Origin of the sequence: Fluctibacter halophilus, from assembly GCF_020687825.1 — a bacterium.
Lineage (GTDB): Bacteria > Pseudomonadota > Gammaproteobacteria > Enterobacterales > Alteromonadaceae > Fluctibacter > Fluctibacter halophilus.
This window is the reverse complement of record NZ_JAJEWP010000001.1, coordinates 526459-551641: the sequence shown is the minus strand read 5'-3', so window position 1 is coordinate 551641 and position 25183 is coordinate 526459. Positions and strand designations below refer to the sequence as shown.

The 25183-nt window shown below is 53.9% G+C and carries 26 protein-coding genes; all 26 read right to left on the bottom strand.

Going from position 1 to position 25183, the window contains the following annotated elements; translation table 11 throughout:
• Positions 1–58: 58 nt before the first annotated feature.
• From neuB to pseB, 26 genes are read right to left on the bottom strand one after another with little or no spacing between them, the layout of a single operon-like run.
• Positions 59–1129: an N-acetylneuraminate synthase gene (gene neuB, locus LJ739_RS02575; protein ID WP_229157039.1), complete on the bottom strand. Its 1071-nt coding sequence runs from the start codon at positions 1127–1129 to the stop codon at positions 59–61.
• A complete protein-coding gene (locus LJ739_RS02570) occupies positions 1126–1797 on the bottom strand; it encodes a PIG-L deacetylase family protein (RefSeq protein ID WP_229157038.1) in 672 nt (223 codons plus the stop codon). The genes neuB and LJ739_RS02570 overlap by 4 nt, the downstream gene beginning before the upstream one ends.
• Positions 1798–2970, bottom strand: a complete 1173-nt coding sequence (gene neuC / locus LJ739_RS02565) for a UDP-N-acetylglucosamine 2-epimerase (RefSeq protein WP_229157037.1) — start codon at positions 2968–2970, stop codon at positions 1798–1800. It lies immediately after the preceding gene.
• Positions 2963–3583 carry an HAD family hydrolase gene (locus tag LJ739_RS02560; protein ID WP_229157036.1) on the bottom strand — a complete coding sequence of 207 codons (621 nt, stop codon included), beginning with the start codon at positions 3581–3583 and terminating at the stop codon, positions 2963–2965. Before LJ739_RS02560 ends, neuC begins: the two co-directional genes overlap by 8 nt.
• The gene (locus LJ739_RS02555; protein ID WP_229157035.1) at positions 3580–4488 is read right to left on the bottom strand and encodes an ATP-grasp domain-containing protein; all 909 of its coding nucleotides are present in this window, start codon (positions 4486–4488) and stop codon (positions 3580–3582) included. The genes LJ739_RS02560 and LJ739_RS02555 overlap by 4 nt, the downstream gene beginning before the upstream one ends.
• Position 4489: 1 nt before the next feature.
• Positions 4490–5173: a class I SAM-dependent methyltransferase gene (locus LJ739_RS02550; RefSeq protein ID WP_229157034.1), complete on the bottom strand. Its 684-nt coding sequence runs from the start codon at positions 5171–5173 to the stop codon at positions 4490–4492.
• Between the two features lie 12 nt (positions 5174–5185).
• The gene (locus LJ739_RS02545) at positions 5186–5893 is read right to left on the bottom strand and encodes a TylF/MycF/NovP-related O-methyltransferase (RefSeq protein WP_229157033.1); all 708 of its coding nucleotides are present in this window, start codon (positions 5891–5893) and stop codon (positions 5186–5188) included.
• Positions 5894–5930: 37 nt separating this feature from the next.
• The gene (locus LJ739_RS02540) at positions 5931–6911 is read right to left on the bottom strand and encodes an NAD-dependent 4,6-dehydratase LegB (RefSeq protein ID WP_229157032.1); all 981 of its coding nucleotides are present in this window, start codon (positions 6909–6911) and stop codon (positions 5931–5933) included.
• 1 nt (position 6912) lies between these two features.
• On the bottom strand, positions 6913–7764 hold the full coding sequence (locus LJ739_RS02535; RefSeq protein WP_229157031.1) for a phytanoyl-CoA dioxygenase family protein: 852 nt from the start codon (positions 7762–7764) through the stop codon (positions 6913–6915).
• Positions 7757–8824: a hypothetical protein gene (locus LJ739_RS02530; protein WP_229157030.1), complete on the bottom strand. Its 1068-nt coding sequence runs from the start codon at positions 8822–8824 to the stop codon at positions 7757–7759. The genes LJ739_RS02535 and LJ739_RS02530 overlap by 8 nt, the downstream gene beginning before the upstream one ends.
• On the bottom strand, positions 8817–9956 hold the full coding sequence (locus LJ739_RS02525; RefSeq protein ID WP_229157029.1) for a glycosyltransferase: 1140 nt from the start codon (positions 9954–9956) through the stop codon (positions 8817–8819). The genes LJ739_RS02530 and LJ739_RS02525 overlap by 8 nt, the downstream gene beginning before the upstream one ends.
• A 17-nt stretch (positions 9957–9973) precedes the next feature.
• The gene (locus LJ739_RS02520) at positions 9974–11080 is read right to left on the bottom strand and encodes a methyltransferase domain-containing protein (RefSeq protein WP_229157028.1); all 1107 of its coding nucleotides are present in this window, start codon (positions 11078–11080) and stop codon (positions 9974–9976) included.
• Between the two features lie 22 nt (positions 11081–11102).
• Positions 11103–12209: a glycosyltransferase family 8 protein gene (locus tag LJ739_RS02515; protein WP_229157027.1), complete on the bottom strand. Its 1107-nt coding sequence runs from the start codon at positions 12207–12209 to the stop codon at positions 11103–11105.
• Complete coding sequence (locus LJ739_RS02510) at positions 12206–14104, bottom strand: sulfatase-like hydrolase/transferase (RefSeq protein WP_229157026.1); 1899 nt, start codon at positions 14102–14104, stop codon at positions 12206–12208. The genes LJ739_RS02515 and LJ739_RS02510 overlap by 4 nt, the downstream gene beginning before the upstream one ends.
• 6 nt (positions 14105–14110) lie before the next feature.
• Positions 14111–15283, bottom strand: coding sequence for an acyl-CoA reductase (locus tag LJ739_RS02505; protein ID WP_229157025.1), 1173 nt, complete (start codon positions 15281–15283; stop codon positions 14111–14113).
• The gene (locus tag LJ739_RS02500; protein ID WP_229157024.1) at positions 15280–16368 is read right to left on the bottom strand and encodes a LuxE/PaaK family acyltransferase; all 1089 of its coding nucleotides are present in this window, start codon (positions 16366–16368) and stop codon (positions 15280–15282) included. The genes LJ739_RS02505 and LJ739_RS02500 overlap by 4 nt, the downstream gene beginning before the upstream one ends.
• A complete protein-coding gene (locus tag LJ739_RS02495) occupies positions 16365–17720 on the bottom strand; it encodes an AMP-binding protein (RefSeq protein ID WP_229157023.1) in 1356 nt (451 codons plus the stop codon). The genes LJ739_RS02500 and LJ739_RS02495 overlap by 4 nt, the downstream gene beginning before the upstream one ends.
• A gap of 10 nt (positions 17721–17730) precedes the next feature.
• Entirely contained in the window at positions 17731–18459 is a 729-nt protein-coding gene (locus LJ739_RS02490) for an SDR family NAD(P)-dependent oxidoreductase (RefSeq protein ID WP_229157022.1), read from the bottom strand.
• Positions 18459–18698: an acyl carrier protein gene (locus tag LJ739_RS02485; protein WP_229157021.1), complete on the bottom strand. Its 240-nt coding sequence runs from the start codon at positions 18696–18698 to the stop codon at positions 18459–18461. Before LJ739_RS02485 ends, LJ739_RS02490 begins: the two co-directional genes overlap by 1 nt.
• Entirely contained in the window at positions 18695–19252 is a 558-nt protein-coding gene (locus LJ739_RS02480) for a GNAT family N-acetyltransferase (protein ID WP_229157020.1), read from the bottom strand. Before LJ739_RS02480 ends, LJ739_RS02485 begins: the two co-directional genes overlap by 4 nt.
• Positions 19249–20289 carry a UDP-2,4-diacetamido-2,4,6-trideoxy-beta-L-altropyranose hydrolase gene (pseG, locus tag LJ739_RS02475; RefSeq protein ID WP_229157019.1) on the bottom strand — a complete coding sequence of 347 codons (1041 nt, stop codon included), beginning with the start codon at positions 20287–20289 and terminating at the stop codon, positions 19249–19251. The genes LJ739_RS02480 and pseG overlap by 4 nt, the downstream gene beginning before the upstream one ends.
• Positions 20290–20302: 13 nt before the next feature.
• A complete protein-coding gene (pseI, locus tag LJ739_RS02470; RefSeq protein ID WP_229157018.1) occupies positions 20303–21361 on the bottom strand; it encodes a pseudaminic acid synthase in 1059 nt (352 codons plus the stop codon).
• A complete protein-coding gene (locus tag LJ739_RS02465; protein ID WP_229157017.1) occupies positions 21354–22337 on the bottom strand; it encodes a glycosyltransferase family 9 protein in 984 nt (327 codons plus the stop codon). Before LJ739_RS02465 ends, pseI begins: the two co-directional genes overlap by 8 nt.
• Positions 22324–23031: a pseudaminic acid cytidylyltransferase gene (gene pseF / locus LJ739_RS02460; protein ID WP_229157016.1), complete on the bottom strand. Its 708-nt coding sequence runs from the start codon at positions 23029–23031 to the stop codon at positions 22324–22326. Before pseF ends, LJ739_RS02465 begins: the two co-directional genes overlap by 14 nt.
• Positions 23028–24188, bottom strand: coding sequence for a UDP-4-amino-4,6-dideoxy-N-acetyl-beta-L-altrosamine transaminase (gene pseC, locus LJ739_RS02455; RefSeq protein ID WP_229157015.1), 1161 nt, complete (start codon positions 24186–24188; stop codon positions 23028–23030). Before pseC ends, pseF begins: the two co-directional genes overlap by 4 nt.
• Positions 24185–25183 (bottom strand): UDP-N-acetylglucosamine 4,6-dehydratase (inverting), encoded by a 999-nt coding sequence (gene pseB / locus LJ739_RS02450; protein ID WP_229157014.1) that lies wholly within the window; start codon positions 25181–25183, stop codon positions 24185–24187. The genes pseC and pseB overlap by 4 nt, the downstream gene beginning before the upstream one ends.

Here is a 25183-nt window from a genome sequence, read left to right as displayed (position 1 = left end):
ATGGCGTTTCGCAATATTACCACTGCCAATGATCAGACATCGGTAGTTTGATACAACGTCATTCATCCAGCAAATCACCTATGGCGTAGTCTCGCCGCGCCGTTTTTCCCAGCACCGACCAGTACAGCATCGGCGACATACCGTTACCGGGACGTTTGCAGCCCAGGTTCTGGGACGTGAACGATTCACCGGCTTTGATGGGCTTGAGCGCGACCAGGCTTTTGCGCGCCGGGACTCGCGTATCCAGCTCACTGGCTGACGGAAACTTCACGCCACTGCCCAGTGCCTGCTGCATAAAACGGATCCCCTTAACCATATCAGCAAAGGTATCCGGCTCTATCGAGGCGGCATGATCGGGGCCTGGTGATGTACAATCCAGCGTAATGTGTTTTTCAATCACGCTTGCTCCCAGCGCCACAGCTCCGATGGCCCCCGCCGTGCCCATGGTGTGATCCGAATAGCCAACCGGAACCGGAAAGGCATTTTTCAGTGTGGTAATGGCACTGAGGTTGGCTTCCTCTGCTGGCGTCGGATAAGCGCTGGTGCAATGCAATAACACCACCTTTTGCGCCAGCAATTCCCACACACCGTCTGTGGCCAACATACTTTCCAACTGGGCGCTTGTGGGGGACTTGTCAGCATGCAGAGCCCCGAACGCGACCACTTTCAGCGCCTGCTCGATATCCGCCATGCTGGCCATGCCTGTCGATAAAATCAGCTGGCTTGAGCTGCGGGCGGCGGAGAGCAATAAGGGTCCGTTGGTCAGGTCGCCGGAAGAAAGCTTTAGCAGCGGCAACGATAGCGTTTGGGTCAAAAAGTCCAAGCTTTCATGGTCGAATGGCGTGGAAAGAAACGGGATTTGCTGGCCCTTGGCGTACTCGTACAAGGCCAACTGTTGATCAAAGGACAATTCCAATTTGGCCAACAAAGCAGCTTGTTGTTTTTCAGCGGATAGCGCCCGCTGATAATCGGCTGTCGGCGCATCATCGGTGACCAGGGACCGGGTAACAAACGACTGGAACTTAACCCGATCGGCACCCGCTGCCTTTGCCGCATCGATCAATGCTTTGGCTTTCTCCATATCACCGTCATGGTTGACGCCGATTTCAGCAATGACCAACACACTCATTCGATGATCACTCCTTTGAGCAACATAAAGGCCTCGGCATAGGCAACATTGGCCTGTACCCCTCTTAACCGCCCTTGCGCATCAACGGCCTGTTCACTGCGGGGAAAGGGGAAAGGCTGTATCTCTGATGCATAGGTAGCCAGAACACGCTGTTTCTGGGTCATGAAATCCGAAACATCGATAAAAAGATTGGGCCAGAATGCTCCTTCACGACTGACACCAAAATCCGTTTCAGACAGGGTTTCATAGGCCAACAACTGGCGAATATACGGGTGTCTGAATTGTTTGGTGGCCGACACGACAGCCTGGTGCACGCGACGATGATCGCCGTGCACATCCCCGCCATGGGGGAAAAACACCGTATCAGGCTTGATGTCAGAGACAATGCGGGCAATATCCGCCACCAGGTCACCTTCGGGGTATTGATCCAGCTGTGCCGGTGCATAAGACAACTGCTCGACCTGCTCAAAGCCATAATACCCGGCAACCTGCTCTATCTCTTGTTGGCGACGTGCAACAGCCTCGCGAGGATACTGTTCGCTCGACGCCATGTCAGTCACAATTAACCAATGCAGGCGTGCGCCTGCTTGCGCCAGTCTGAGCAATGTACCACCGCAACCAATGCTTTCATCATCCGGGTGTGGAGCAACCACCAAAACGTTTTTCATCTACCCTACCAGTTGTCGTTTCATGTGCCATTTTGCAAAATCTTTTCGCTCAATGGCTGACAAAAAATCTACAATCCGCTGCGCGGCATGGCCATCGCCATAGGGGCTGCGGATCTGTTTAATGGTCTCTCTATAGGCACCATCCAATGCGGCTTTTTGGATTGCTGACTGTATCAACCCAACGTCGTATTCGACAAACTCAACATTCCCTGCATTCAGACGTCCCTGTTGGCGGTGACCGACATTCACAACCGGCAGTCCATAAGTCGGCGCTTCCAGAATACCCATACTGGAGTTACCAATCAGCACTTTGGCATGACGCATCAGGTTAACAAATATCTCCCGCGGCAGAGTGTGACAAAACACACAAGCGTCACTGCGAAATGATTGCGTCACTTCAGCCATCGCATTGGCCCCCGGATCGCTGTTGGATTGGATCACCACCGCCTTAAAGTGATGCTGCTGACAAAACGATGATACCGCCTGCAACGTGACACGCATCTGCGCAGCCGCATCGGCCTGTTCGCTGGACAACGGATGCTTTAACACAACCACGTAATCGTGCAATGCCGTTCCGATGAAATCTGACACTTTGTCCAGGCCGATGTGCGGTTCATTGACAATGTTGTCCAATCCTGGGGTACCGCTGAAACAAATGCGATGGGCTTCTTCGCCCAAACGGTGCAGATTTTCCGCATAGGGCTCAGCTGTAGCAAAGTGGATGTGGGCAAGCTTGCTGACCGCCATTCTGACCGGATCATCCGCATTACCGAATACCGGATCGCCGCCGCCAATGTGCGCAACCAGCACATCCATGTAATTACCAACCAGCGCTGTGGCGATACTCTCTTCCCGATCCCCAACGACTAGCAGGAAATCCGGTTTAACCCGCTCCACGGTCTGGCTCAACCCACTGATCAGTGCACTGATCCCTTTGGGTCGCTGGGTCAGTCGCTCGGTGGCATACAACGAATCAATCCGATCGGCGATGACGAATCCATCTTCGAGTATCTTTGTCTGCGTGTCACCGTGTTGGGCAGACAAATGGGCCCCGCACACCACCACCTCGACATCAAAGTCCGGCGACTGTCGCAATCCATCGATGACCGGAAAAAGAATGTCGTATTCGGAACGTATACCGGTTACTGCCAGTATTTTTTTTGTGTCATGCATGTTGATTCAACCACATTTTCATTTCTGCCAAGCTACGTCCATTGTCATGTTCCAGCCAGAAGGTCTGCATGCCAACGGCTTGGGCGCCTTGAATATCATTGTTCCAGTCATCACCAACCATTAGGGCCTGTTCGGCAGGTACACCGAGCATGGCACAGCAGCGGGAAAATGCCTCAGGATGAGGCTTTTCTTTTTCTGCCCCCAACTCACGGGCATAACATACACCATCCACCCACGCGTCAAGTCCCAGGCTGGCCACCTTGTTTCTCTGCACCGCAACAATACCATTGGTCAGCACACCCAGTTTCACCCCCTGACTTCTTAACGCTTTAAGCAGTGGCTCTGCCTGCGGGTAAAGGGCCAGCGTCAGGGGTGCCGAGGTGTACAACGAAAACAGCCGTTGATGATTTTGCGGTGTCATACAGCCCGCCAGCGTCAACAGATGCCCCAGAATATCGGAGCCAGGATTGCGCATATCCGGCCGATAGGCCGCCAACGCAGGGGCAACATCGATGTCGTATTGCTGCCCAAAGTATCTCAGCACCCCGAGCAGATAATCGGTTTCCGGGTACAACGAGTTATCCAAATCAAAAACCACCGCAGACAAGGTCACTGGTACACTTCCCGATACTGGCGAAACATACGCATGCCATATTGAACGGGCGCATCGGCGGACAAACCTTTGCCCTCACACCAATGCTTTACAAACAGCGGGATCCAGTTTTCCGTTGCCGCCATACCCAACCCGCTGCCTCCGCCCAAACGAGGATTGATTTCTATGAACCAGATATCGTCCCCGTCGACAAAACACTGCACATTGATTGGCCCACAAAACTGGACCGTTGTTGCCAGCTGCTTAATGTACTTCACAATGGCGGGCTGCGCTTCGACAACGCCACCCAGGGATTTTCCGTCTTTGACCTGCAGGCGTCTGCGCGGCACGATGTATATCGGCTCACCTTGCGCATCAAACAAACAGTCGATGGTGTATTCGACGCCACTGACGACCTGTTGGCTGATATAACCCTGCGGCAATGCACCGCTGGCACGTTGTTCATCGGTGGCCTGATAAATACCGGTACTTCCACGTCCTTCACGGGGTTTGAACAGAGCATAGGTCGGTTGCAGCGACGTTGCAGGTGCCGGCAACCCGGCACGGGCAAACAACTGTGCGGTTTGCCACTTATCGACACACTGATTGACCGTTTCCTGCGGGGATATCAGCACCTCAACGCCCATCGCTTTAAAGTCCTCGCGACGGGCAGACCAGCCGGATAGCATTTCGTCAAAGGTCGGGATCACCAAAGACACCCGGTGTTGTGTCAATGCTGAGGTAACCGCATCCCACAATGCGGGATCGTCATAGGTCGGCAACTCAACAAAGGCATCGACCCTCACCGCGCCCGCTGACGCTGCCGAGATGTCGCTGCCAATGCAACGGTAGCCGGCACTGTGTATGGCATCAATCAGATATCCGCTGGTCAGTCCCCCCACCGCTTCGATAAAAATCGCGGTCACGTTAGGCACCCGACTTATTCAACACCAGGTAGTGCCGCCCCACGGTCACTTCCGGTGAATTGATGTATTCCATGTGCAGGTTGTGCCATTCCACACTGAATCCGGTGCCTGCGATCAGTGCCTGGATACGCGCATCATCATAGTAGCTCTGTATGGTCCCTTGCTCATGCAAGGTGGTAACCACTTCATCAACGGCCTGGTAATCCCCGTCATGATTGCAACGGTGGGAAATCACACTGATAAACAGTCGCGACTTAACGACCCGGGACAGCTCCTGCAAGGCATGGCGTGCCAGTTCAAACGACATACTGTCCAGCACCGACTCGGCCATGGCGATGTCAAATGTCTGGTCTGAGAAGGGTAAACTGCCGCCTGGCTCGATGGCCACAAAAGCATCAGCGATGTCAGCATACAACTGGCGGGCCTTATCGATGGCTACGGTGGAAATATCAACACCCACACCTTCAATACCGAACTCATGCAGCAATTGGGTTTGTCGCCCCATGCCACAACCAAAGTCCAGACCTTTGAGCGGATGGGACGCCAGCTTCTCAACAAAACTTCCATCGGGGGCTTTGGCGCGCACAAAACGCGACAGGAATTTCACACATTCTTCTTTCGGGAACAGAATGCAGTTTTCGTTGCGTTGATAGCTCTGTTCCCAATATTGGTGTTTGGTGTCCATGGCGTTAGCTTCTTAAAGTTGAATAAAAGCGATGTTGGGATCAAAAGAGAACCGCTCTATCTGCAACTGATTCAGCGACAGGCCAGCGTGTTCCATCAAAGCAACGGTCTCGCCGGGCCACCAGGGATTGTTGATCTCATCAAACACCACAATACCGCCTTTAGGTACTCTGGGTAACAGGTGCTCAATGGCGACTTTGGTCGGCTCATACAGATCAAAATCAAGAAACAACAGATTAATGATCAGGTGCGGGTTATTGGCGACAAAATCAGGAATAGTGGCACAGGCGTCCCCTTTGACCAATTCGATTTTGGGGATGTGATTGAGGAAACGGTTGTCATCGTGCTCCGCGATGCAGGCCAGCAGATCCTGGTAAACGGCATCCCCCGTGGCCAGTCCCTCAGGTTTCATTTCAACATTGTCTTGGGCATGGGCGGTGTCTTGCTCCGCCACAGACGGGAAGCCGTCGAAAGAATCAAACCCAATCACGCGCCGGTCAAGGGCATAGGGTTCCATCATGGCGGATAATTTTGCCCACGCCATCACGCCTGCCCCCTGATAAACACCACACTCAACAATGCTACCCTTGATGTTCTGACAGCGTTTGAACAATTCATAACGGGCCAGAAACCGGCTTATCTGTTGGCGCCGTACGTACTTTTCAAAGTTATCCAGCTTCTGCCCAACGGGCAACGGGGATTGTTCAAATGCTTGGCTCATAGGGTAAAATCCTGCTCAGACTGTGATAACGAACGGCTCACACGTTGTACTCGCCGGGTTTGTACTTTTTCAGGTTGTCCTGCTGTGTAAACCAGGCAATGGTTTTCTCCAGCCCGTCAGACAGGGAGTGACTGGGACTAAATCCGGTCAGTGACGACAGCTTACTGTTGTCGGCCCACAATCTGAACACCTCGGAACCTGACGGCCGCATGCGCTGTTCATCGGTTTCAATCACAATATCACTGTTCATCAGCGACTTAATCAGCGCCACCGTGTCACCTATCGAGATTTCATAGTTGGAACCGATATTCACCGCCTCTCCCAAAGCCACATTGTGCTCAGCCAACGCCATCAATCCCGCACAGGTATCCTCAACGTAATTGAAATCCCGGGTGGGACTGACATCACCGAGACGCAAGGTGGGCAATCCGCTGGCAATTTGCGTGATTACCGTCGGAATAACAGCTCTGGCTGACTGTCGTGGCCCATAGGTGTTAAACGGGCGAGCGACGGTTAAAGGAAGTTCGAAGGTATGCCAGAAACTTTGTGCGATAGCATCGGCGCCAATCTTAGAAGCGCTGTAGGGAGACTGCGGCTGCAATGGGTGGGCTTCATCAATCGGCACATAACGAGCTGTACCGTAGACTTCGCTGGTGGATGTCTGGATAAACCGGGAAACATCAGCCGCCAGCGCCGCCTGACACATATTGAGGGTGCCGTTAACATTGGTATCAATGTAGCTTTGCGGCGCCGCATAAGAATAAGGAATGGCGATCAGAGCAGCCAGATGATAAACCGTTTCACACCCCTGAACCAAGTTGTGACAAAAAGCTGCGTCGCGGATATCCCCCGACACCACGTCGATGTGCGACAGCACAGGACTGCTGTCCAGCCAGCCGAGGTGATTAAAGGAGTTATACTGCACCAGGGCTTTCACCTGATGACCTTTTTTCACCAACATCTCAACGAGATGGGAACCGATAAAACCATCAGCTCCTGTTACCAGTACCTTCGCCACGTTACTTACTCCCCGCCGCAAGATGTTGAAAAGACTGACGATATTGTGCCATGTTCTGGTCAGCAATCAATTCAGACAGTGCCGGATCGACATGAAAGTGTGGTTTAACCATGTGACTGCCCGCGGTAAAATTCAAATGAATGATCCGACGATCGGTGTGCGGTATCAATTTGGCCCGGTGATAACCGTTACCGGCATCAAAAATGAACAGATCACCCGCTTTGCCGGTGATAGTGCCCATTTCAAATTGCGACTGCAATGACGACTCATCAATGCTGTAGCGATCGTAATAATGACTCACCGGCTTACGCGCACGGTTCGAGGCCAACGCATACTCGGTATGTGTCATCTGCTCGGTCAAGTCGGACAGCAGGTAAATACAACTGATCTGGTGTAAGCCGCTGTCGCAATGAAAATGCTGCTGAATATCGTGACTCGATTGAGGCAAGGCATGTGAGTGCTGGATCACCGGCAGGTTGCGCAGCAACGGTCGACGCCCCAAATATTTCCAGATGATGTCGAGCATCAGTGGATCTGACACCAGCGGAAACACAAACCGGCTACTGGCATACACGTAGGCCGAAAAAACCCGCCCCATATTTTTGGCCCGCTCAGATTCATCCACGTGATAACAGGCGTCGGTCGCTTCCTCGCTTCTGCCCTGCGGAGAAAAAAAGTGCTGTTGGATATCCGTCAACATCTGCATATGCTGGGCGGGGATCTTGACAATCCCATCGGCATTGAGGCGACGGGTGTAGTCCTCAACGTCCGATGTCCAGTGCCTTGAAGAAAAGCCGTAGTTGCGGTATTTCAGGGTTCCAACAAACCACTCAAATGCTTGACGGTCAAACATCAGCGTTCTCCAGAAGAGGTTCAAGGTCGATTACCGGCACCGACTGTTCAAAATAATGATAGGCAATCTCGATGGCTTCAGAATGGCTAAAGTCAGCAATGCCTATCGGCGGTTGCTGATCAAAATAAGCCATGACCTGCTGGGGTAATCGATAGCAAATCAGGTTAAGTTGCGGGAATGAAACCGAAATGGTGCAGATGGCCCCCGAATAGAAGGAGCGTACCGTCGCTGGCGGCGTTTTCTGCTTGCGCAGCCAGGACTCGACTGGCTCATCCGCCTGTACCACTGTCAGGCCCGGGATCGCCCGCTGCAAAGCATCAAGCAAACTGTCTGGCGTGCCGCGATGGGGCAAGTAGATACACTGCTCCCCTTGCACCATTGCCTTGACCAACGTTATATACTGCGCCTCGGAGAGAAACCCTCGGCCGACAAAATTGGAACCAATGATCAAGCTGGTGTTTTGATCCAATCCATCAAATGACATTTTGACCCGATTGAGCGGATTATGCACAACCTTCATTCCCTGAACTGACGGCAGGGTCAGATAGCTGAACAGATCAAATGGGTACTGTGGCTCAGTACTGATCCCCCACTGCTGTTTAATCGACATGGCCAGCGCTTTTCGCTCCGGCGTGCCAACCTCGGGAAAGTTAAAATACTGATGACGCTGACAATACAGATGATACGTGATCAGCGAAGCACCACCGTCATCGAGTAAAAACGTCGGCTTTTGCAACGTTGCAACGATATCTTTCTGACATTGGGCCCGGGCATCGTTGAAAAACACCCGGTCGGCATCAAACGCTTTCAAGCGCTCGATGTGCTGACCGTAAGCAGCAATACGCTGCTCCAATGTCCCCGCAACATTCTGATACTCCAATTGCTCGACGTTCGGCATGTCGCGCAAAATGGCTTTGGTCTGGCGGTAATTGTTCTCGCCGCGAAACGTGGGATTGTGAAACACCAGACACAGGGCCTCATCAACCGCAAACGCATCCATGGCCTCTTGCATATTGATCACATGCAAAGGGCCCCCGACGATGAATATCGCTTTACTCATATAACGCCTCCATTGCCCTTTTCACCTGCTCAGCAAAGGAATCCCAGGACAGCGTTGACTGACCAAACTGACGAATGTGCTGGCGAATGTCAGGCTGCTGATCACAGTGCAAAACAAAATCGGCCAGGGCCTGAATGTTCACTGCGCTATCATCCGCAGGCACATGATGAATGTAGTCAAAGTCCTGCAAGTCACCGTCATAGGTACTCATCACCACCGGCAAACCATTACAGATATATTCCCGGTTCTTCAGCGCACTGTCCTGGGTCAAAGATTTACGGTGTGCGCCTATCCCCCCAATCCCCACGCTGGCTTTGTCGTAAAGGGCGACCAGATCAGCACCACTTTGGTAACCATGGAATGTCACATAGGGCTGCAACGCCAGGGCGTTTACGCGGGAAACCAGATCGGGCAATGCCGGGCCGTCACCGACGATGTCGACATGCACCGGGGCGCCTTGGTGTCCGTTCACGTGATTGTAGAGACCCTCAATCACTCGATCATAGCCGTGCCAATCGCAGACATTGGCAACTGCAATCAAGTGGATCGGTGAACCATCAGCCACCAACGGGGCAGTCGAATCACTGAAACGTTCGCCATGAACATTGATCTTGTTGTTGAAATGGATGGACGGGTTACCGTCAATCGCCTCGAGAATGGCCGTGCTGAAAACCCGGTCAACGTGCCTGGACAACAGACAGCGATTCCCTTCATCGATGGAACGTCGCTGTGGATCAGCGATTTCCTCGGCATAGGGAAAGGTTGGGAACTCAATCACGGTTTTGCGCCCCCCCTCCTGCAGCGCTGCGAAGCATAGGGCTTGGTGGGGTTCGGCATACATCTGATCGTATCGGGCATAGACCACGTCAGCGTCACAGACGTTGGCCGCGTCAACGGTATGTTGCCAGAACACGGCTTGTTCGGTGTCTTTGCCGATATCCTGCCACTGCTGCAACACCTCTTCTCCGGCTGGGGTCCAGCGCGACAGGCATTGTCGATTGTACGACATGTACAAGCCATACACTTCAATGCCGACTGCAGCGAAGCCGGCCAATTGCCCCTGGAACTTGCGAAACACCCCTGCCATGCGGGTTGAATGCTGATTGATTCGATAACACACCAACAATCTCATTTTAGCCACCTCACCTCTCAGCCTTGCGCCGCTTTTTCACGCAAACTGCCCATGACAATGTAGTACGGGGCATAACGCAGTCCCTGCCGCCCCATCAGGCTAATCAAAGCATTTAATCCATGACGGTACATGCGTCTGCGCCACAGGAAAGAATAGGGCTGAAAGCCCGGCAGTATCTGCGTGTCAAAGCCGCCGTCATTGAGCACCTGTTGCACATGATCGAACGGCAGCAGGTGTTCGGCCCAGTTACCCGTCATCGGGTCACAGGTATTGTAGGTATCCGTGGGTTGATAACTCAGTTTGCCGGTTTCCTTGTATTGACGTGCCTGAGCCTCAATATCCGCTTTTATCAGACCGCGGGTATCCGTCGCCAGTTGTTCAACCTCTTCTGCACTGAACCCCAACTCAAGGGCATTGATGATGTCACAGCGCAAGGCATGATAGCTGGCAAGGCTATCACGCTCTTTGTGCCCCCAGACTTTTTCACGATCGGTGGTTTCCAGGGCGTGCTGATGTGCCACCAGGGCAGCGTTGATGTCAGGATTTTCGGTATTGGCCGCCGAGCCGAACACAATCCGCAACGGTGCATTCCCCAACTGATGAAGCTGGCGAAAATACCCATCAATGTCATAGATGTGTTCAATCACGTCGTACGAAACCACGGCATCGATGTGATAGCCCTTTTCCTGCACACGCCCGATCAAATCAGGTAGGTCGCCATGCACGATGTCTTGTAACGCCAATCCCAAAGCGTCTGCAAAAACCACAATATCAGCACAGGACACATCGTAGATGTCGTTGTAGATCACCGTGCCAACACCCACCTCTTTGGCCAACAATCCAAACAAGCCGTTTCCACCACCGTAATCGACCACGGTCAGTTCTTGAAGGGGCTTGTCACTGTCACCGATAGCCATGGCCAACAGGTAGGCATATTTCTGCATGCAGCCGATGGGGCTTTTGAATTTGTTGCGAATGTATCGTTGATTGTATTCAGAGATCCCAACACTGGCCAAATCCAGCGCAACGATACGATCACTGAGATTGCGGGCAGCCTTGTCAATCCTCCGCAGCAACGCACGATCAGCATACTGTTTTACAAATGAATAGTTGTAGGTGTACATGATGAATCGTGTTCCTTGCGGCTTAAAGTGTAATTATGCGATGTTGATCAGTGGTCTCCGCCAGTAACGTCTGGCGGATCGCCTCATAGTGCGGTTCTGACGCAATCAATACGGGTTCATTGGCCCCGTGAGGCAGGGCTGACACAATCGGTACGCCTTGAAACTGACCGGTTTGAGCGCGATCAACAAAGCCTTTGATGTTCAGCTGAGGAAGGTTTTCCTGCAAAAAGGCAGCCAACCGTCGACCCCGCTGACCGGCCCCATAAATCCAGATAGCGCCTTGGTTGTTCGTTTGTTGCGACAATCGCTGCAGACTGCGCTTGTCAAAAGCATCCAAAGCATGCTCGGCAGCAACGTCCTTGTATGCAGAGTCATGCCACAGGGCCCGATACCGTTCAAGCAACGGGTGAACACAACTTGCGTGCCAGGGTTTTTCGGCACCGGTAAAATGTACGATGCCCCCTTGCTGCAGACGCAAACCATGACTTTGCTGGTTCCAACGGGTATCCAGCAGGGCCACGTGACCATTCAGCACCAGGTTGAGGATATCCTGATCGTTGTAGGCAAAATCAATGCCTCGTTCTACCCATTGCCAACACTGTTCAGCCACGTCCATGCTGCGCCAGGCGGTCATATTGACCAGCAACATACCGGCATTGAAATAGTACGGCTGAGAAAGCTCCAGGTGTTGCCAGCGTTGTTCGTCGCTGAGTTTGCTGTCAGATACTGCGCCGACAATGGCGTTACCCAAATTGCTATCATACAGGTGGCCAATGTCTTCATTCACCAGCATATCAGCATCGAGATAAAGGACCTTATCGATATCCGGTGACAGCAAATTACCCAATAAGAAACGGTAGTAGGTGGCTAAACTCAGGCGCTGGGAAAAAGCGGCGCTAAGGGATAGGTTTTCCAAACCAGCACTATCAACCTGATACCAACGCACTTCATGAGGAGAGCAAAGCTCGGCCTCAATACGTTGGCGATGCTGCTCACTGACCCCTTGGGTTAGTATGTGCACACTCAGTGTTCGTTCGGTTGTTGCCAGGATACTGCGCAGCAACACCCCCAGCGGCAGACAGAAGCGATCGTCGACGCAAAACACCAACTGCACGGTTTGTTTGTTCATGCCACTATCCCCCGCGCTTTTAGCATGTGGAACAACAAACTGCGCTGATAGGCTTTTTCGGATTGGGCGACTTTGCTGACCTGCCCGCTTTGTTGTAACAGGTTGATTTGGTTGAACAGACGGTCCATCCACAGCAACTCGCCGTTGTCCAGGAACCCGAAATTGGCCGGGCTGTTACCTTTCAACGTGGCTGAGTGGAAGAAATACTTAAATGGCCGGTCGTCATGTCCCAGCGAGGCACCGATGGCATCGTGCTGCCAGTCAAGCCCCAACAAATCAAAGAAAGTCGGGAACAGATCAAAGTGGCAGGAATGGGTCAGTTCACGATTGTCCAGCGCCGGATGACGCAGCATAAACGGCACCTGCATCTGCGCCGGAATAACCGAGTTGCTGTGAAAACGGTAGCCATACTCACCAAAACTTTCACCATGGTCACCGGTAAACACCAGCAGGGTATCGGACAGATCGAGCCGTTCGCCCAGTTTGGTCAGGAACACGTCGAGGATGTAATCCACTTCCTCGACGGCGTTTAAGTAAAGCGCCTTCTGACTGTCACCTTTGTGACGGCTAAAACGCTCGGCATCCACCACCTGGTAAGGCATGTGGGTCTGATCATTGATCACATGCAGGAAAAAGGGTCCGTCCCCCACCGCGTCAGCAATGGGTTCAACCATGTCCCACAACCGGTAGTCGGCGCGCTTGGGATCGCCGGGCAGATCATCAGTACCCCACACCCGGTCAAAGCCGATGCGGGACAATAGCTTGTGATAGTCGTATAAAGCGATGTCGGCACTGTCCAGGAACAGGGTCTTGTAACCTGCCTGCTTAAGTACTGACAAATGTTGAGGCTCGCCCCCAGGAAACAAAGAATCGTCTTTGTTGTAGGGGTTGTTGGAATAGGCGCCGGTGTACATCTGATTGGTTGAAACTGTGGTATTAGGGCACAGGCAGAAGTGCTGCCTGGACAACCACCGATGGGATTGGAACCGTTCAGCCAGTCGGGAGCGCGCCGCATCTTGTGTATACGGCGGAATATACGCCCCCAGGGATTCCAGCGTGATCAGAATAATGTTCGCGCCCTGACAACGGCCGTGAAACGGCGACGGCGCTTTTTGATTGACAACCGGGGTAACAAAGTCCCGGTGGGCCGAGTGCCAGTCCAGCGGGGCCTGGGCATCGAAACTGTCGTCAGCGACGATATTGGGCAACAAACTCGGTGCGGTCAGAAAAGGGTGTTGGGACACGAACAATACCCGCAACAAGGCCAGTATTAGCACCACCGATGCCGCACTGATCGCTACAACTGCCAGCGCCGAAGGCGATACGGGCAACGACCACAGGTTTAGCAGGTAGGCTAACGCCACGACAAGCGGCATCACAAACAGCACCCGCAATGGCAATCGCATTGCCGGTGTCATCGCCACCAGTGTCAACGCCGCAATCAGCATCGACAACAGGAGTCCGCTGCCTAAGCCAGACCCCATCGCGACGCTCAGCGCCCACCACAATGGCAGCACCGCGATGGCCGGACGGTATTTGGCCAATCCACTGAACAGAAAAGGCAAGCCTTTGGCCAGGCCTTTGCTACCCGTGAAGAACCACATGATGGATTGACGATTAATTTCGATGCGGTACTGAATGAACAACAGTGCATCCAGCCACACCAGTGTGCCGTAGACGGCAAGTGCGGCCCAATAAACCGGGCTTAACAGCGGGATCAGGTACTCAATCACGGCGCCAAGCAAGGTTGCGCCGATGATGAGCAGAATGTCATTGAGATTGAGATGACTGGCCATGGCACCACGCTGGGCACGCAACTGCTTGCAATGGTGTAGCAACACCAACGCACAGGCGCCCCATAAGGCGAGGATTATAGCGGATTCTGGCCAACTCATGGCAAACTACTCCAGCACGATTTGCCGGGACAACTGGGTTAACACGTCATACCCATCCCAAAGCGGGGAAAAGTCCAACGCACGACCTACCGGCACAATTCGGTCTATTCCTGTTATCGACGGATCCTCGCAAAGCTTTACCAACGCGGCCTTTTCGACCCCGTGATAACTGAGTGTTTGCAGTTTGGCATCAATTCGTTGCGGCAACTCATTCATTGTATTGAGTGTCTGGATCACAAAACACCCCTGCCCCAGATGCCATTGCAGCATCGTCGGATGAAACTGTTCCACACAGATCCCGCACACGCCACTGCGATGCACAGTCCGGGCACCGGGGTCCTGATTGCGCAGCAGTTGTTCATACACCAATTGGTTATTGGCCCATTCAATGCTTTGCCCGACGACGTTGTTTGCGTGTTTTTCGAGGGCTGTCATCAAGGGCGACATGGCCGCGGTATCACCAAGCCAAAACAACACCCGCGGTGAAGAACAGGCTTGCTGAAAATAAGGTTGGGTGTCCCGCCACAGGCTATCTGCCAAGTCGCTGATTGCCGTGTCGTCAGTCAGAGCATCCCCCTGAATGAGCGCGGCCGAATAACGATCCGCAAAGCTGATATCCCGACATCGAGGCTGGCATGCAAGGGCACGAATGGCGTTGACCGTATCATCGCCCCCCCACAACACTCTGGCATCCACCTGAGCCGATACCTGCGCACTGAACTGACTGTCACGGGGATAATGCACAAACGCATTACCCGCGGCCAACGGCGCGAAGCGCTGTTCAGCAAAAATCGCATCAATGGCTGACAGCAACAGGTTGACCTGCTCAGCGTCCGGCTGACCAATACGCACCAGGCTGTTATTGCCCATCACAAGGGCACATACCCAACTGTAGGCAAACATGGTGTCGACATTGTTCGGCGTGATATGCAGCACCCGCCCTACAGGCTTAAAATATCCCGCTGGCAAACGTTGCTGCAGGGCAGCAACCTGACTGTCACGCAACCAGAATCCCAGCGCGACCAATTCACTGTGCTCACGATAGTGGCGTAACAAATGCGCCGACAGTGCCGACAAAAACGACAGGATCAGCGGATCAAACGGTTGCTGCAGCGGGGCATTCTGCCAGCTGTTGAGATCGCCGGCATTGGCCACCAGCACCTTCATTTCAGCTCTCATACCGCGCCTCCATGGGTATCACTGCAGCCACGCAGTTCGGTTTTGGGCAAACGCTGCTCGATGCTGATATAGCGGCCTTTGCGGCCACAAGGGCAATCATCCTCGCCCAGCACTCGTCCCATATCTTCGGTCAGAATGCTGTGTCCGGGGTATGAGGTGGGCAGCACTGACAGCATCTGCAACAGCCCCGGTTGACCGTGAGGCAAGGTTTGTAAGGTATAGGGGTCACGCACTAACACATCGGCATACAACGGCGCATGCAGATGCCCTTGCTCACACTCGGTAAACACTGACCCAACCTGCTCTGCCATGCCGTAAAAATTGACCACATTGGCGATACCGGTGCGCGCTTGCACCACTGTTTTGAAGTCTGCATTGGATACTCGCTCGGCATGAAGTTTCTTCCAGCCTCCACTGTGCAACAGCACACCGTGTTTCAGATCCAAACAAGGCCTGTCCGCCAGTAAACGGATCCAGTATTGCCACACCATGAACGTAAAGCCAAACACCAATACCGGCTGATCACGATAGGTGTCGCAAAAGCGTTCGATGGCGGACCAGTCTGGTTGCATGTTTTCATCCAGCGCATAAGTGTGGTCGCGCCCGAAAAACATCAGGCCCTGTATGCCCGCGGCCCTTGCACTGAAAGCCGCATCTTTACCGACGATAGCCGGACTGTCGATGATCAACATCGGCAGACGTGCTTTGCCAATGCTGTGCTGCAGAATATTCACCAGCACTTTTGATTGACGCCCGCTGGTCGCACGGTCGAGAAAGATCTGGGCTGGCTGCTGACCGGTGGTACCGGATGAGCGCAGCACCCGGAAGATGTCCTCATCGGCAATGCTTTTCAGCGCCAGATGTTTAAATAACCGCACGGCCAGGTAGGGCACATCCGCTTGTTGAGTAAAGGGCACTGCCACGTCACCCGCTATCCGGGCATAGGCCTCGCAGTGAGTCACATGATGTTGGTGCAGTGCCGACAACAATGGCAACAAATGAGCCTGTTTTTCAGCTTGCGGTACGTCATAAACCGGCAGCCCCAACAACGCTTCAAATGCCTGAGTGTAAGCCTGCAAACTCATACGCCATACTCCTGCGCCAGACGCGGATAATCCAGCTTGCCATTGTCGGTACGGGGCAAAGTATCTCGCTGCAGCCCCTTTACCAGACTGGGATGTATCGACAGGTAACGCGCAACCGAACCGGACAGTTCCTTGGCATCGGTCTCCCCTTCACCACACACAAACAAGGTTTGGTCGTTCCCCCAACAGGCCGCAGTGATCCCCTGCCCGGCCAGCCAGTGTTCGATGTCGTCCAGATTAATGCGCTCGCCAGACACTTTGGTCACTCGCTTGACCCGTCCCGTGATATACCAGTCACCGTCTTTGTCCACATAACCAAGGTCACCGGTGTGCAATGATTTTTGTGGCTGCAGCGTGTGCATATCCTTAACCGAACTGACATAACCCAGCATGATGTTGGGTCCGTGATAGACCAGTTCACCCTGTTTATCCGGGCCTGAAAGGGTGCGCCCTTCGTCATCCACCAGGGTAAAATGCCCGCCCGGAATGGTTTTACCGATGGCGCCTGGTTTGTGCGCTGCAAGCTCGGGTGACAAGTACGCCATCCGCGCCGTCGCTTCGGTCTGACCGTACATCACATAAAACGCCTTGTGGTGCAGCTGTGCGTAATCGGCCAGGGCCTTTACCGCATCAACCGCGAGCTTGCCACCGGCCTGGGTAAAGTAGCGTAAATGGGGCAGCGACTTGCGGGTAAACCCAAGGCGCAGCAGTAACTGATAGGTATGAGGGACGCCGGCCAGACTGGTGATGCACTGGGTTTCCAGTATATCCCAGAAATCCCGTTGCATCGGCTGGGCATCACTGAGGATCACTGTGGCGCCTTTGAGCAAATGGCTGTTGATCACTGACAAGCCATAGGAATAACACACCGGTAAATTGGCCAGCGTTCGATCGTTCGACTGGATAGGCAGGTACGCGGTAATGGATGCAGCATTGGCTTGCAGGTTATCGGCACTCAGCGCCACAAACTTTGGGCTACCGGTAGAGCCGGAGGTCGGCAACAGCACCGCAATGCGCGGATCAATGCTTAACAAGCGATCATGGCATTGGGTCAGTTTATCTGCTTCGATGATCACGTTCGGGGTATAACAATCTGTCAGACTACGACGCTTTTCACTATCCAGCGTCGGCGATACCAGCAGAACCGGGCAACCCCGACGCAAGCAGGCCAGATAGGTCACAAGGGTCGGAATATCTCGCCCGGCGTACAACATCACCAGATGGCCGGTCACCAGCTGCCCGGCAAACGCATCCACCTGTTCATCCAGCTCACGATAGCTCAGGGTAATACCGTCACACCAAAGGGCCTGACGGTCCGAACGGTAAGTTACCCCTTGATAAAAGGTACTCATCACTGGTCCCTCAGGGGGTCATGCCGCCATCAATGCCGATGATCTGTCCTGTGATATAGCTGGCATGGGGACTGAGTAGAAAACTGATCAAATCGGCCACTTCTTTGGATTCACCGACGCGACCAAGACCAATACGCTGCAAAACAGCATCACGCTTGTCGTCCTGATACGCCGCGGTCAGATCGGTATCGATGAAGCCCGGGGCCACGCCATTGACGCGAATGTTCAAAGGCGCGAGCTCTTTGGCCAGCGCCTTGGTCATACCGGACAGGGCTGCTTTGCTGGTCGCGTAGGCTGACTGACCGGCGCTGCCCTGCTCACCGACCACCGAACTGACGTTCACAATCACACCGTTTCGCTCCCGACTCATCAGACGGGCGGCCAATTGGGCATGTTGGTAAGCTGCCACCGTATTGATATCGAGCAGTTCGCGCAATTCACTCAGGCGGGTCATGGCCAGCGGCCTGTCGAGCATGGCGCCGGCATTATTGACCAGCCCATCCAGCTTTCCCACGTGGGTCTGGATATGTCCGAATGCGGCTTTAACCTCATCTTCATCGGTCAGGTCGTAGCACATGGGTACCGCCCGTTCGCCGAGCAGTGCGGCCACGCCCTGCAATCCTTCCTCGTCACGCCCGGCCAGAAACACCGTGGCACCCAGCGCAACGCACACCGATGCTGTCGCCAGACCTATGCCCCGATTGGCACCGGTGACCAGGATGTAATGATCAGCAAGCATCAGGCAGTTACACCATGCTTGGCCAGGATTTCCCGGGCTTTGGCAACAGAACTCATATCAATGATATCGTCCGTATCCAGCATAACCTTGAAATGGTTTTCCAGTTCCGCCACCAGCACCATGTGTGCGGTAGAATCCCACTGGGGAATGGTGTTGTAGGTCAACTCATCGTTAACCTGTTCGAGAGGGATTGCCAGGCTGTCGGCAAAGACCTGATAAAGAGGGTCGGCAGTCGTCACGGGTTCGTCCTCGTTGCAGAGCGGCTGAGCAGCGCTTTCATTGCGCGGGTATGTTGTTGATAGTCCTCAAAATTCAGCGTAATTTCAACCAAATCCCCCGAATTCAGCGTGCGATAGCCTAATTTTTGATTGTAATTCAGTGCTGCGGTGTTGGTAGCCTTCACTACAGCGCGCAATTGCTGTACGCCCAACTGCTCAAAGCAATAATCATTCAGCACCAGGGTGGGAGCAAAGGCCAGAATGTTCTGACGGTAGCGGGGATCGCCAATGTACAGTCCTGGCTCAATGGTGGTCGCCGTCTTGAGGGTTTTTCCCGGCCCACAGGCCTTGATATTCGCGCTACCGATGGGCTCGTCCCGAAACCGGATCACAAAGTGCTGCTGGGCCGGATCCCGGCTGATTTTTTTGAACCAGGCCTGTTGTTGCTCCTCACTGATAGGCTCCTGACTAAGCATCTGCCGGGCAATGTCCGGATCGTTACGCCACTGACGTAACAAATCCAGATCATCCTCGCCCACCGGCGTCAGTGTCACTTGATAACCTTGCAGGATCATGGCTGTTCTCGCTGGTACAGTCGTTGATGTATGGCGTCAATCACCCGTGCAGTGCCTTGGGTATCCGCGCTGCTGTAAGCTTTTTGACTCATCTGTTGCAATGTATCCGGCGCATTCAACAGCGTCATAATGGTGCGACTGACAGCCACACAATCGATTGACTCACGCCCATCGACCCAATGACACCAGCCTTGCTGTGCTGCCCCTTGTGTGGCACCGACCTGATTGTCTGCCACCGTGATCAACACGGAGGGAGTGCCGCACGCCTGCAGTTCGAATTGACTGCCCCCAGCGGCAGAAACGCATAATGACGCATGGCTAAAGGCATCTGCCATGGTCTGACAGTCATGAATGTGCTGCACGGCAAACGGCAACGTGGGCACCAGCCGTTGCAGTGCATCCAGATGCGGATACGCAGCGCCGGTTACCACCCTCACTGGCTCGCGGTGCCCCTCCTCCGCCAATGCAGACAGTAACGGCACCGTGAGTCCTTTCGGATCGCTGCCGCCCATGGCAATCAGCAGGCCTTGGCGTTGCGGCCAATCGATGTGCGGCGGTGGGCAAAATTCTGACCGCATGACCCGGTACTGTTCACCGATGCACAAGGTCGCTTCGGGTTCGCGGTGATGGTACCCCAACTCAGCGGCGCCAGCCGCACCATTGATGATGATATCCGCTGACAAGGGATGGGTTTGGGCAGTGTCATCGAAGGCCACGACCAGCATGCCGCTACCACGCAGTCCCTGACGGTAGGATGCATCAAACTGATAACCATCAATCACCAACACGTCGGCTTGGGTGGCGTTGGCTTGTGCTTTGATCCACGCGACTTCATCTTCGCTCGTTACGCCCTGCGGCAGCACTGTGCACTGGCCTACCCAGTCGTGCCGGGCCTGGCAATACCCCAGGGTGGTCGTATCGACGATAAACGTCACCTGCATGTGACGCTCGACCAGCCCTTGGGCCAAGGCCAAACACCGCATCAGATGGCCCATGCCGATCTCACTGCTGGCGTTTACGCGGATCAGGGTATGCACCTTGCCTCCAGCTTCATTTGGTGCCGATCATGGACCAATCGAGCGCAGTACCCTTGGCAAGATCTCTCGTCGCCACCGCTCCTTGGACACTATCCCAATGCTTCGGCGCTAACCCGAAGGCCGGCCTGACAATGCGTAAATTGTGTGCCCCCAACGGTTCACCGGCTTTAATGGCTTCACTGACGTAGATCGAGCGTCGATATTGCTTGGCCTTGGCTTCTGCGGCACTGCCGCCGTAACACACTTCACCCAGCGCCTGCCAGGCCCGTTCGGTTTCCGTAACCAACGCCGCCAACTCAGCTGGCTCCAGAGAAAACGCGGCGTCAACGCCACCAGCATTTCGGTCTAACACAAAGTGCTTCTCAATCACCGACGCGCCCAGCGCCACCGAGGCCACCGCCGCACCGATGCCGCCGGTATGATCCGACAACCCGACCTGACAGCCAAAGGCATCACGCAGGTGAGGAATGGTTCGAAGGTTGGTATTGGCGGGGTCCGCCGGGTAGGTTGATGTACATTTCAGCAGGATAATCTGTTCACAACCGGCTTCTCGGGCAGTATTCACCGCTTGCTCAATCTCACTCAGGGTTGCCATACCGGTGGACATGATCAACGGCTTGCCTTTGCTGGCCGCTTTGCGGATGAGTGGAATATCGGTCAATTCAAACGACGCAATCTTAAAGCAGGGAACATTCAGGTCATCGAGAAAATCCACCGCCGCTTCATCGAACGGCGAACTGAACGCATCCATCCCCAGTTCATTGGCCAGTGCAAACAATTCCTCGTGCCACGCGTAAGGCGTGGCGGCCTTCTGGTATAGCCCATGCAGGGCTTCGCCGTGCCACAGACTGTCCTGTTCTTTGATCACAAAATCACCGTGATCCACATCCAGGGTCATGGAATCGGCGGTATAGGTTTGCAGCTTGATAGCATGGGCCCCTGCCTCGGCAGCGGCTTCAATCATTTGTCGCGCCAGCATCAGATCCTGGCCATGATTACCACTCAGTTCGGCAATAATGTAGGGAGCATGCCCAGGCCCGATCTCACGCCGACCAATACGCAGACTATTCATGCACCTCTCCGCGCACGATCGCCAGTACGTTTTCTACCAGTGTGGCTTCATCAGGCATCGGCGCATGCTGCTCGGTGGCATAGTCGGGCATCAGAATACGGGGATCCATGTCGCCGACCAGGATCAGGGAAGGACAGCCGGTCGCCGTCGCGTACCACTGCTCTGCACCAGGCAATGCCACCAATAAATCACTGGCTGCCAGACCGGACAAAATTTGTCTGACCCCGGTTTGAGGGGTAATTTGCCAGCCATGCACACCCGCCTCTTTCAATGCGGATAACAGGCGTTGCACATTGGGTTTGGCGCCAAGTTGTTCCGGCACAGCCACCGCCACCACCTTCTGCAACTTGTGTTGCGCAGACAATGTGGGATCGGGGGCGACGTCAATGTGCATGTCCATATCGATATCAATCATTTCACAGCAGCGGCGCAGGTAATATTCAGGATAGCCCTGCTCAACATCCGGCTCGCCCAGCCACCATGATTGATGCCACCGCGACATGGCAAACCAGGTGCTGTCCATGTATTGCTCATATTGGGCGACATAAGCAGGATCCAGTTGCTGACTTTGAAACCCATCGATCAAGGCCTGCACAGACTGGTTCATAAAGTTGCCTTGCACCGGCTCCCCCGCGTCTTTAAGGAAACGGGCCAGAAAGCACGGCATAAAGGCGGTGTCCAGATTAACGATCAGGTCATACTTTTGCGCCACGATGGTTTCCGCCAGGCCCAAAAAACACTCCATGGCCTGCAAAATATTGTCCGGCCACTGGCCCTGTTCGAGGGTATGACAACGCACATCCGGCTCGGCCAGTTCGATGATGGACTGCCCTTCTCCATAAGTCAGACAATCAATTTCAGCGTTGGGAAAGCGTTGTTTAAAGTGACGAATTGCCGGCACCGCAATACTGCACACATCACCCACTTCGAGCATGCGAATGACCAGAATTTTTGACGGGTGATTAGCTGTCGACATTGGACATTCCTCTTACATAAGCCTGATACATCAGTTCAGCGCGCTGCCAGTCTTCGGGTGTATCAATGTCCTGCACCAGGTGGCGGGGCAATACCACCGGCACACTGTGGCGACTGAAAATGCCCTTATTGGACAAATAGTCATCACTGCGCCCCCAGTAAAACTGGCCGGCGTCATGATAGGCCTCTTCCAAATCCTGTGAGCGTTTTGCAATCTCGCTTTCAAACATCGGTTCAACGCCCCCCTCTACCACACGAATGGCGCGTTGTATGGGAAACTCAAAGGTGGTCACCGAAAAAGCAAAGCTCTTCTGTTCATCCTGTTTCAGAGCCTCAAGGCCATCAGCAAGGTACTGAGCCTGCAGAAACGGCGCGGTGGCGTAGATACAACAAGTAAATGCGGGTTGAAACATGTTTTCCATGCAATAACGGATTGCATGGTTGGTCACCGGCCGCGTGCCGACAATGTCATTGGACAGGTGTTCGGGGCGAATAAACGGCACTTCAGCACCGTACTGACGGGCGATGTCCGCAACATCCTGACAATCCGTCGACACGATGACGCTGTCAAACAGGCCACTTTTCTGCGCCACCTCGATGGAATACGCAATGAGCGGCTTACCGGCAAATTCGCGAATGTTTTTCGCCGGGATGCGTTTACTGCCGCCGCGGGCGGGAATGATCGCCAGGTTCAAGACAATACCTCTTCTAGTGCTTGAATTACTCTGTCTTGTTCATCGGCAGAAAGCCCGGGAAATAAAGGCAAAGTGATGGCACGATGGTAATAATCTTCCGCATGGGGGAACTGACCCGGCTTGAATCCTAGCTTGCGGTAGTAGGGTTGCAAATGGATGGGGATATAATGCACATTTACACCAATGCCCTTATTGCGCAACCCTTCAAACACCGTTTTGCGATCATGTTCGCGCAACTCAATGGTGTATAAGTGCCAGGCGCTGCCTTCGTTCATCAGCGGGCGCTGGACCGCCATGTTTTGCAATGCAGCATCGTATCGGGCCGCCAATTGACGCCGCTCCTGAATGAAGTGGTCCAGCTTGTTCATCTGCGACAATCCCAACGCAGCCTGGATATCACTCAATCGGTAGTTGTAGCCCAGCGCTACCTGCTGGTAATACCAATCACCGTCACTTTCACCTTCCATGTGCTTGGGATCGCGGGTCACACCGTGTTTGGCGAACAACACCAGCTGTTCGGCCCATTGCGGACGGTTGGTCAGCACCGCGCCGCCTTCGGCTGTGGTAATGGATTTCACCGGATGAAAACTCAGTACTGTCATGTCTGAGTATTGGCAGCTACCAATCGGCTTGCTCTGATAGCGTCCACCCAGTGCATGGGCTGCATCTTCGATCAGCACAATACCATGGGGCTCGGTCAGCGCCCGAATCCCCTGCATATCGCAACTGGCACCAGAAAAGTGTACTACGATCAACACTTTGGGCACTGCATTGTGTTGCTTCGCCCAATCCAGCTTGGTGGCCAGTGCTGCAACGCAAATATTTCGGGACAGAGGGTCGATGTCGACAAAATCAACGTCGGCGCCGCAATAGCGCGCCGCATTGGCAGATGCCACGAACGAATTGGGCACGGTCCACACCGTATCGCCGGCCCCAACCCCGGCTGCCAGACAGGCAATGTGCAATCCGGAAGTGCCGCTATTCACCGCGACTGCGTGGGCCGCGCCGGTATACTCGCACAACCGCTGCTCGAAAGCAGGCACTTGTAGCCCCTGGGTCAGGAACTGGTTGCACAACACGTCGACCACAGCGGCCACATCATCTTCATCGACCACGTGACGACCGTAGGGAATTTGAGGCAGTTGCGAATCACTCATAAAGTGACTTTGTCGAGTGCGCGCAGTTCCTCAACGGTTAGGAAATGCGGATTGGTGCCGGAATGATATTCAAATTTATCCGCCACCGCACTGCCGGTCTCACCAAGGCGGTTCTGACGGTAATCGACGGTTTTATCGAAAAACTTGATCGCCGGGGTGATCACATAATGATCGTTAAACTCCAGGGAATGGTGGGCCATTTCTTCGGGCACCATCACTTCGTGCAACTTCTCTCCCGGCCGTATACCAATCAGTTCATAATTACGCTCGCCGCTCATGGCTTCAACCAAATCGAGGATCCGAATCGACGGGATTTTGGGCACAAAAATCTCACCGCCTTGCATACGCTGGAAATTCTTCACCACAAACTCCACCCCTTCATCCAAAGTGATCCAGAAGCGGGTCATTTCCTCATGGGTGACCGGCAGGACTTTGCGCCCTTCTGCCAGCAGATTGCGATAAAACGGTACGACGGATCCCCGAGACCCCACCACATTACCGTAGCGCACCACGGCAAATCGCGGTCCTTTGGCACCGGAAATGTTGTTAGCGGCAACAAACAGCTTGTCAGAGGCCAGTTTAGTCGCACCGTACAGATTGACCGGGTTGGCCGCTTTGTCGGTGGACAACGCGATCACACGGCGAACGTCGGTTTCAATCGCCGCATCGATGACGTTCTGGGCGCCATGAATGTTGGTTTTGATACACTCATTAGGGTTATATTCAGCCGCAGGTACCTGCTTGAGTGCTGCAGCATGAATCACGTAGTCGACATCGCGCATTGCAGCTTTGAGGCGATGTTTGTCGCGCACATCGCCGATGAAATAGCGCATGGAGGGGTGATCAAACTCCTGCTGCATCTCAAATTGCTTTAATTCGTCCCGTGAATAGACGATAAGCTTTTTGGGTTTTTGCTGCTTGAGCAGGTTGGCGATAAAACGCCGTCCAAAAGAACCTGTCCCACCGGTAATCAGTATCGATTTATCGTTAAACAC